Genomic DNA, 10,406 nt, shown 5'->3' on the forward strand with positions numbered 1-10,406 from the left:
TGCTGCAGCGTATAAATCTGTACTATGAACATCATCTGTGCCTAAACCAAATTTTACCGGCAATTGATTTGCTTTATTTGGATTCGCCTGTTCAAAGGTTTCGCCCTTTCTATCCTCACCACGATAAATTTTATTTAAAGCTTTATCCTCATCAGAAGTTTGATCACGATCTACAGAAAAACCGCCCATCAATCCCATCGCAGATGATTTCGCATTAGAATAATTTTCAATATTTGAATATTCGAAATCTTGTGCTGTCATTTGATTTTTCTCTTTTGGTGCACTTGAAATGATAGCGCCACCAATAGAAGAAACTTTATTTTTTACATTGATATCATAGCCATCATTACCTGCAAAAATTCCTGCCTGTTCATTTACACTCGCATAGTCTGTATTAACTTTCGACTTATTGAAACTACCACCCGCAGCAAAACCGTAGCCTACTGTCACACTAGCACTTGCATTCATTTGCTTACCGCGATAGCTAGATTTATCTTGCAAGCTTTCAATTTTCAGATTTTCTGCATCTAATTCGACACCTTTACCTTTAACTTGACTGCCCACAAGGGTTACATCTCCGCCTGCTTTAACCACTGTTTTACTTTGGCTATCTCCCACATGGCTTGCAACATAAGTGGTTTCATCACCATTGCCGTAACCTTTTCCGGAATTACCGCCTAAAGTAGCCCCAGCAACCGCACCATTACTCACTTTAATGGCTACCCCTGCATTAAAACCACTCGATTTATTAGTGCTACGTTCTTGATGGTTTTGTTCTGTGGCTTTAATATTGACTTGGTTATCAGCAATCAATGTTGTGCCTTGTTTGCCTGAGATATCCGAACCTTTAATATTAATGTCAGAATTCTTTCCAGCACCCGTTGCCACAATATTCACCTTGCCGCCAGCATTAACTTGGGATTTATAGGCTGTTTTTCCTTCAGTATGAGAGTGAGATTCGCTCTTCTGTTGACCATAAGTGATTTGTACACCGATCAAGGAGTCGACATCCCCTTCACCATTCATAAAATCTTTGACATCGGTTACAGCTTTTTTTCCAGATTGGTAGGCACGATAAGCCTCAAAGCCAGCATTAGCTGCCGACATAGTATTCACTCGGTCATGTTTACTATCGCCAACTTGTTTAGTGGATTCGATAGCCCCTTGTACTGCTTGAATAGCAGAAATAACAGGAGAGCTAATAGCAATCGTTAAACCTTTTTGCTCAAATTTTTGTTTGGTATTGGTTTCATATTTGTCATCTGCAGCTTTAATATCGACTTTTTTCGCCAGAATATTCACATCGCCGTCTTTGATTGCACTCACCTTACTCGCAGTTTGAGTATAAGTGTTTTCCGCAATCATCGTAGTATTACCGTTCAAGCTACCTACTTGGCTACCTTTCGCATAAAGCTTAGTCTGATCACTTTCTGTGGTTTGTTTTTGAGAACCAAAGGTTACGCCAATACCACCTCCCAACATGCCTGATTTTTCCCAGATAGTGCGCGTTTCCTAACGCGTGCCAAAAACATCCGTTTTGTTTGATTCAGGTTTTTACTATTTTTATTAACAACTTCAGTTTGCTCAAGACTTGTTACAATTAGACTGTTTTTATTTCTTATATTTATCATATATAGCACAATCTTTAGGTCTATGATAACAATAAAGCCAACTGTTGGTTTTAAATATATAACCATTTTCATATATGCATTTAGCATATAAATCTTGGTTGTTATCTATATGGTGAATTTTTTCAAAACATTTATTTTTTAATTCTGCTGATGCTTTAACTTTACTTTCTCTGTGTTCCCAGTATGCCATTTTATCTATGGTATAACTTTCCCTATAAGTAAACATTGTCCAACATCCTGATAAAAAACAAGAAATAATAACAATACTTAAAAATTTCATCTTTCTTTTCCCATATTTTCAAACTCTCTGACCCCAAAAGATGGCGCGCGTCTCCTGACGCGTGTCCAAAACATCAATTTCGTTTGATTAAGATTTTTACTATTTTCATGAATAACTTCAGTTTGTTTATTTTTAGTTAGATATAAGCACGCGTAAGGAGATGCACGCTATTTTTTTGGAGGGCTAAACGCTATTTTCTTTCTTTGTGTTAAAACGAAATAAACAAGCGCATATTGTGGGGAGGATGGCGATGGGAAGTCAACGGGAATTTACAAAAGTGCGGTTAAAAACGAGGGAGATTTTGACAGCACTTTTGGTGGATGAGGTATTTACTTCTATATTAGTTTCTATATTTCTTGTTTTCTATATATACTGTTGAGTTGGTAATATCCAGAGCTAGGTATCAAACACACTTAGTAAATTTTTCTACACCTAGCCACAGTTAGAAAGTTTTCATTTCCTATATTTATTATAAGCATCACAAACATCTTTGAATTTATAACAATATGCATAACTAGCATTAAAAACAAATCCTTTATCTCTTAAACACATGGCATATCTTTTATTTGACTCTTCTCTGTCTTTTACTCCGACAACTTCAGGAAATCCTGAAACATCTTTAATTTCAAGTCCTTGAATAGACTTATTAAAGCAAGCCATATGAGTATCTTTAGTTAAAGGTTTTTTTGTATCTTTGTTAACCCAGATACTCTCATCCCAATAAGATGAGTATGAAGGCATTAAATCTAGAAACAAACAACCTCCTAGAGATAGAGTCACTAATACATAAATAAAAATTTTCATTTATTCACCTCATTTACTTTATTAAATTCTCTAAGTCTGCTGCTAGGATATACCTTATTTAAAACATCTTTTGTTTTCTCCCATTCTACTATTTTTTTCTCATCATCTATTTTATAAATATACTTCAAGTTATTTATATTCTGATTAGCCTCTGAATGCGCCTGACCAAATGATAACCCCTCTACTTGTTTAGCATTCGGGTTATTTCCAATAAATAGTCCTCCTAATCCAGAATAGACCGCATCTCCCTTAACTCCATGATATTCAGTATTGACGCCTCCAAACAATTGTTTCGCTTGTTTATCTACTCCCTCTGATGGATAGGAGCCTCCTAAATGCAAGAAATTCACTTTTGTATTGTCATACCGATTTCCTACATATTCCGACCAATTCAGCATATTTTTATTCCCTGAAACACCTAGACTATGTGCCACATTATTCGCACTTATCGGCTCTTTTCCTTGGGAGATTCTATGTGCATTATATTCATTCAGTTTTTTAGTAATTTGAGCGTGATCCCTCGTGGCATTTGAGGCACCAAACACACTTGGTAAATTTGCCCCTGCCCTAAAACGCTCAAATACAGTGAAGATAAACTCATTGAGATAGTTGGTACTACCTCTATTTAAAATGACAGCCGTTTCATCAATCGACGATAAGTCTTTATCATATAAAATCGCACTTGATACTTTATCTTCTCTGTTTAAATTTAACATACCCGCCGTTGCAACTTTACTGAGTAATTGTGCTTGTTCATCTGTAAGGATGTCATTACCATAAATAATACGTTTTAATGCTTGTGAATTATCAGATTTAAAATCTAAACAGCTTATGTGATTACAATTTTCTGTTTTCTTTTGAATAGAAAATACAGAATCTTCATTTTTTTCCATTTGATAATAGATTTCATCACCCACACTATTAACATTTTTCACAAATTTTGTCGCCACGTTTAAATCACGTTCTAAGTCGGACTTGATCGATTCAATATCCGCTTTAGCTAATTTTTGATGACGATTTTCCTGATTTAAGGCTTCAATCGTTTCATTAATAGATTTCCAGCTTAATTGCTCTTGAGCTTCCTTGTCTCTAATAATGAGATTTTTGGTGTTAATTGAACTTGTTGTAACGCCATGTTCACTACCTTTATCGCTTACTTGTCCTAAAAGTCCGGTAATCAATCCTTTCGCTAATCCCCAGTTTCCTTGAGAGCCAATGCCGGCGATTCCTCCGGTTTCCACTTTTCCGCTTCCATCAGCGTTATTTTTGCCGATCTTTTGCAATTCGACACCACCGATTTCTTTTGGCGTATTTCCACCACCTATAGTAACGCCTCCTCCAACGCCAAATCCTTTCGCATTGTGGCTTGAATAGTTTTCTATATCCGAATGCGTTATCGTGCCCGTGCTAAACCGGTTTTTGCCCTCATCCTTCGCCTTTTGTGTCGAGGTGATGAGACAGCCTTTTAAATCCGTATGGTTGACATCAATGCCATACCCTTCATCACCAGCATAAATTCCAGCTTGTTCATTGATGCTGGCGTGGTCGGCATTGATTTTCGATTTATTGAAACTACCACCTGCGGCAAAACCATAGCCTACTGTCACACTAGCACTTACATTCATTTGTTTGCCATGATAGCTAGATTTATCTTGCAAACTTTCGATATTCAAGTTTTCAGCATTAAGTTCTACTCGTTTGCCTTTTACTTGGCTACCAACAATATTGGCATTACCACCTGCATGAATCACTGTTTTACTTTGGCTATCTCCTACATAACTAGCAACATAAGAGGTTTCATCACCATTACCTTAACCTTTTCCGTAATTACCGCCTAAAGTAGCCCCAACAGCCGCACCATTACTCACTTTAATGGCTACCCCCGCATTAAAACCACTCGATTTATTAGTGCTTCGTTCTTGATGGTTTTGTTCTGTGGCTTTGATATTGACTTGATTATCTGCAATCAATGTCGTGCCTCGCTTACCTGAGATGTCTGAACCTTCAATATTAATGTTGGAATCCTTTCCTGCACCCGTTGCCACAATATTCACCTTACCGCTAGCATTAACTTGGGATTTATAGGCTGTTTTTCCTTCAGGATGAGTTCTGGATTAGCTCTTTTTAAGCTATTAATAAAACTTATAATATTGCACCAATATTTTGCTTAAAAACTCTACAAAGCCTATATTTAAAACACAAAAAGTGCGGTCAATTTTTGAGAGGTTTTAAAACTCTTTGAAAATTGACCGCACTTTCAAACATTAAATTCTACGAATACTTTTTCATTAATTCATAAATTGGTTTTAATTGAGGCTCATTCTCTGTAGGTTTATAACTTTCAAGAATAGTTTCATCCTCATTTACTAAGTAATGCACATTTGCCCCTTTTTGAAGCATAAGCTCTAAAACATCCAATCTCTCTGGGATATATCCAATCATAGACAAAGGGATTAAACCATCTTGGTTCGGTAAATTAGGATTTGCTCCTGCTTTGAGCAACGCTATCGCCGCCTCAGCATTTTTACTTCGTAATGCATAATGCAAAGGAGTCATTCCGTATATATCTTGAGCATTAACATCGACGCCATTATCAATATAGAATTGTATTAATTCTACTTTAGGTTCCGAATAGCAAAGTATCCTATGTAGATAATTCCATTTATCTAAGCTAGTAATTTTTTTTATATCTGATAATTTATTTTCTAAAAATATTTTTCTTAATAGTTGAATATCATTATTAAAATTACTCTCTACAATTTTTTCTTCCAAATCCAAGTCATTAAATTTAGAAAGATTCATCTTATTTTCCTCCATTCATAAAATTTCTCATATCTTGTTTTATATCTAAGATATCACCTTTACCAGGCATCTCATTTCTATGACTCCGATTTTCAGACATATTTTCTAACCTAAATTTATTAGGTCTTGCATTTACATAATCATTAAATTGTTTTTGACTCCAATTTAATTCTTTAGCTGCAAGAGATAATCGTCTATGCTCCCAACCATAAGCATGTCCTATATCGATTGGTCCTTTGATTATCGTACGAGCAATCTTATCTCGGTAATTACCATTAGGTAGAGCCTCGTATTGTTCAAAGATTTTCTTCATGGTATCAGAACGAAGATAGGAACGATTATAAAATTGATCTACAGGTTTATCTGTCGATAAATAACGTCCTGTTTGTTCATCAATTCGTTGAGATAGTCTATTAAAATGAGGATCTGTCCCTGCGTTGTGATTCACTGTTTCAAAACGATTTAAGTCTTTTTTGATCACAGTAATTTCTTTTCCATCCTGATTTTTAAACTTATAAGCATGATATCCATCAATATCTTTTATTCGTTTAGCCCCATCAGGTAAAGCATGCCAACAATCATTATGCACCCACACCCCATCAAGGTCAGAATTCGCTCCTTTGATAAAGTAAGTATGGTCAGTCTCAACTGTCAGGTTATATGCACTTAACTTCTCAGCCTTGATGCTAACACCTTTCACCATCTGCCAGTGATTATTTTCTGACAATAACTTATAGCCGGCTTTCAGATTTTGTGCATCTACCCACTGAGCATTTTGGATTTCTCCGTTGTAGTGATGCCCCTCAGAACTCGGTACTATTTCACCTTGACTTACTTGTGTAAAGAATGGATGAATTTTGTTTGAAACAATGGTTTGGTGTTTGCCTTGTTCATCAATCACTTCTACATATACCGTAAAATCATACGGGTTGTTGTAGTGCGCTTGTACGCGCTGATAGGTCATTTGTCCTGTCAGTTCGTTTTTCGCATAAACCTTATCACCCACTTTAATAGACTCTATCGGTTTATAACCTTGCTCTGTTTTTACTTCCATGTCACCACGGAAAGAACAAGTTTTGGGGTTTATTTTCGCGATATTAACACTGGAATGGGCTACATCAATCTTTCCATTTTTTAATTTGGCAATAGACTTAGCCATCCCCAATCCCGCACCACTTAGAACCACTCCACCAGTCGAAACACCTTTCATTTTACCTTGGCGGTAACCTTGCATTTCACCCGCGAGTTTTGGATTCTCTTGAAGGGCAAGCGCATAAGCCTCATCCCAATCTTTCAACGAGACCACAACATTATTATAGGTTTTCTCTGGATTTGAGATTGCTTCCCATAAAGACACAACGGTATCATCTAAATTAACAACCGAATCCGCTGTTTCTTTAACACTATCAATTTGACCCTGAGCTTCTGCAAGCTCTAGACCTTCTTGATATTCTTTAGCTTTATCCTCATCTCCATTGAATAAAACCTTGGCATACATTTCAATGTTTTGCTTACGCTCATCACTAGGATGAACGTTATCAGCCATGCTGTTATTCTCCACCGCATCTTTTGCCGTTTTAGCTGCAATAATCGCTCCATCAGAGCTATCTGATAAACTACCACCAACAATACCTGCCGCCACTTGGCTTAAAGAAGATACCGTACGTTTTTCTTCTTCGCTGAGCTTTTCAGGTGATTTATCATAAAGAGTCGAGGCAAGGAAATGAGCCGCCGCCTCTCCACCTGCTGCACCTGCCGCACCCGCAGCAACATTACGGTTACCCGCATAAGCCTCTACCGCTCCCCAAAGTGCATGAGCTGTCAAATTGAGCGCGGTATTCACATTACCTTTTGCATCTGTCGTCGCTTTCTTAATTTGATTATTCACCGCAGGTGATAATCCTGAAGCCACCACTTCCGCTGCCGGTCTGCCGGCTAAAGCGGTGCTGATAACATTTAATGCTGAATCAATGACAAGACGTTGACTTCCACCTGTTTCCCATTCTTTAGCTTTGCGACTCGCTGTCTCAAAATTATCTCGTGCTTGTTTGACTAAAGCGCGGTTAGTTTCGTTGTTGTTTTCTGCCTTGGCTTTTTCTGCTTCTTCTAATGCAATTGCAGCTTCATGACGTTTCGCTTTTGCTTCTTCGCCAAATTTATTAGCAAGCAAACTCCCTGCTTCCACGACATTCTGTCCAAATTTCTCTGTTACCTCACGTTGGAAATCCAGTTCTTTTTGAACATCATCTTTATTAAAACGATTCTCTAATTTACCACTTTGACTTGGTGCACTCTCTGTAGTGATATCGGTTTTTATCGCAGCAATTTCTTCTTGCACCGTTTTGCCTGTACGTTTTAATTGTTCAGCTTCATCTTTAATAATGATATTTTGTGTATTAATACCACTTTTTGTTGTGCTAGATTGGCTATCGGAATCTTTACTATAAGGTTTACTTAGTATAAGTATCATTGAAAAGACAAAAAGTGCGGTCAAAATCGCTTATGTTTTTAACCGCACTTTAATGCTTATTCCTGACTTATCGACCAAACAGCGAAGCCCAAAATCCTTTTTTATTTTCAACTTTCTTTTGCTTCGCTTCTTCCATTCTTTGTTTGACATAATTTACCCAAACTTGATGAGAGGCATCAAAATCAAATGATTTCATAAAATCATAAGGAATTTTATATTCTGCTAATGGATTTATATCAATCAATTCTTTGGGCGCTATAGGGCTATCAATACCCAAATCAAAACCGTGGATTGCTGCGATTTTGGCATACATTAAAACTTGTGGTTGTAAGTAAAAATCAAAATGTAAAAGAGTATCTTTTGCTGCTCGTTTAGCAAGCTTAAGTTCGAGTAATTTATCTAAAGCCTCTTGCATTCCTTTTATATTTTTATCGGCTAATGCCACATAAAATTCATGATCGGGAATGCGCTTTAAATCACTACGGGCTTTTTTCTCATCATTTAAGAACGTGAGTGCGCGCTCTTTTAATAATTGCCAATCGCCACTTAACGCCAATAACGTGTTCGCATTAAAAAAAGGTCTGGTATCAGTTCGTTTATAAGGTACTGAAATATCCACAATTTCATCACGATGTTTAATTAAATAATCAATCAACTTTTGATTATCTGAAAGCAAACTCGTAAAAAAGAAATTTGTATTAATTCCGTTGTACGCCCATTGAAAATCATATTCAGACAGAATACCTAAGAAACCTGCAATAGAAGCATTCTCTTTAAATCCTAAAATATCATTTTCTAATAAATGCTTAGAGGCTAATGCACGATGAAAATCATTTAAATAATCAATTAAAGAAAAAACATTACCTGTAAAATTATCTATAGGAGCTAACGTTGAAAACAATTCTTTATAATTGAATTTAACATATTCCTCAACTCTAGCTAGAGTAAAATTCTTAGCTTCATCATAGGTTTTAGCAATCTCACTACCTAAAAACACTTTATATTTTTCCATATTTAACCTCTTACGACTAATTCTTATTAGGAATTCTAACTGGTAATAACACAACTTTACCATTTGATTTATCCACACCAGCTATAATTGTTTTAATTGATTTACCATTTTTTTCCGCATTTTTTATTGCTAACTTAGTCGGATCATTTTCAGATAATTCACGCAGAACTGCATTTATCCATTTACTAGACAATTGATTAGTACCTTTAGCCCCTTTAGAACTCACTTGAATAGCGCCATTATTTTTAATCTGCTTACTATCAATAATGACTACTGAACCATCCTTGCCTACTAACACATGATCAAAACCATTATTTGAGCCATATTTTCCTCCTTGTAATGGTTCATAACCTGAGCGTTTTGCTAAATCATGAATTAACGACTCTGTTTTTCCACCTTTAATATCACCATTTTTGACAATATCATCGATTAAAGCTTGCTCTGCTTTACTAGTCGCTTTTATTTCACAACTTGCTCCACAAACTTTAGTGGCATTAATAAATCCTTTATCAGTTGATACAGCGATATTATCCACTTCGTTAATTACTCGATTCAAAACAGTGTGATTAACTACTCTATTTACTTGATTTTTAGTAAAATCAACCACACCGTTTTTCAGTGCTCCCATTGGCTTAACTAACGCCAATCCCGCACCACTTAGAACCACTCCACCAGTTGAAACACCTTTCATTTTGCCTTGGCGGTAACCTTGCATTTCTCCCGCGAGTTTTGGATTCTCTTGAAGGGCAAGCGCATAAGCCTCATCCCAATCTTTCAACGAGACCACAACATTATTATAGGTTTTCTCTGGATTTGAAATAGCTTCCCATAAAGACACTACGGTATCATCTAAATTAACAACCGCATCCGCTGTTTCTTTAACACTATCAATTTGCCCTTTAGCCTCTGCAAGCTCTAGACCTTCTTGATATTCTTTAGCTTTATCTTTATCTCCATTGAATAAAACCTTGGCATACATTTCAATGTTTTGCTTACGCTCATCACTAGGATGAACGTCATCAGCCATGCTGTTATTCTCCACAGAGTCTTTCGCCGTCTTAGCCGCAATAATCGCCCCATCAGAACTGTCCGATAAAGTACCACCAGCAATACCTGCCGCTACTTGGCTTAAAGACGATACCGTACGTTTTTCTTCTTCGCTGAGATTTTCAGGTGATTTATCATAAAGTGTCGAGGCGAGGAAATGAGCCGCCGCCTCACCACCTGCTGCACCTGCCGCACCCGCAGCAACATTACGATTGCCCGCATAAGCCTCTACTGCGCCCCAAAGTGCATGAGCAGTCAAATTGAGCGCGGTATTCACATTGCCTTTTGCATCTGTTGTCGCTTTCTTAATTTGGTTATTCACCGCAGGTGATAATCCTGAAGCCACCACTTCCGCTGCCG

At 36.9% G+C, this 10,406-nt stretch carries 5 protein-coding genes and 3 pseudogenes; all 8 read right to left on the minus strand.

Going from position 1 to position 10,406, the window contains the following annotated elements; genetic code table 11:
• A pseudogene (locus LIX50_RS09325) lies at positions 1-1,494 on the minus strand (hemagglutinin repeat-containing protein); the annotation flags it as partial.
• 117 nt (positions 1,495-1,611) lie between these two features.
• A complete protein-coding gene (locus tag LIX50_RS09330; protein WP_005634595.1) occupies positions 1,612-1,911 on the minus strand; it encodes a hypothetical protein in 300 nt (99 codons plus the stop codon).
• A gap of 453 nt (positions 1,912-2,364) precedes the next feature.
• Positions 2,365-2,715 (minus strand): hypothetical protein, encoded by a 351-nt coding sequence (locus LIX50_RS09335; protein WP_005634593.1) that lies wholly within the window; start codon positions 2,713-2,715, stop codon positions 2,365-2,367.
• A pseudogene (locus LIX50_RS09340) lies at positions 2,712-4,829 on the minus strand (hemagglutinin repeat-containing protein); the annotation flags it as partial. The gene LIX50_RS09335 and the pseudogene LIX50_RS09340, both read right to left, overlap by 4 nt.
• 157 nt (positions 4,830-4,986) lie before the next feature.
• Positions 4,987-5,517, minus strand: a complete 531-nt coding sequence (locus LIX50_RS09345; protein ID WP_048953242.1) for an ankyrin repeat domain-containing protein — start codon at positions 5,515-5,517, stop codon at positions 4,987-4,989.
• Between the two features lies 1 nt (position 5,518).
• Positions 5,519-7,963 (minus strand): annotated as a pseudogene (locus LIX50_RS09350) (polymorphic toxin-type HINT domain-containing protein); the annotation flags it as partial.
• A gap of 91 nt (positions 7,964-8,054) precedes the next feature.
• Positions 8,055-8,999 (minus strand): Imm49 family immunity protein, encoded by a 945-nt coding sequence (locus LIX50_RS09355; protein WP_048954317.1) that lies wholly within the window; start codon positions 8,997-8,999, stop codon positions 8,055-8,057.
• 16 nt (positions 9,000-9,015) lie between these two features.
• Positions 9,016-10,406 (minus strand): VENN motif pre-toxin domain-containing protein (locus LIX50_RS09360; RefSeq protein WP_226385945.1); only part of this gene is annotated, 1,391 nt, incomplete at its 5' end.

The organism is Haemophilus sp. Marseille-P9675, from assembly GCF_916862695.1.
GTDB lineage: Bacteria > Pseudomonadota > Gammaproteobacteria > Enterobacterales > Pasteurellaceae > Haemophilus > Haemophilus haemolyticus_K.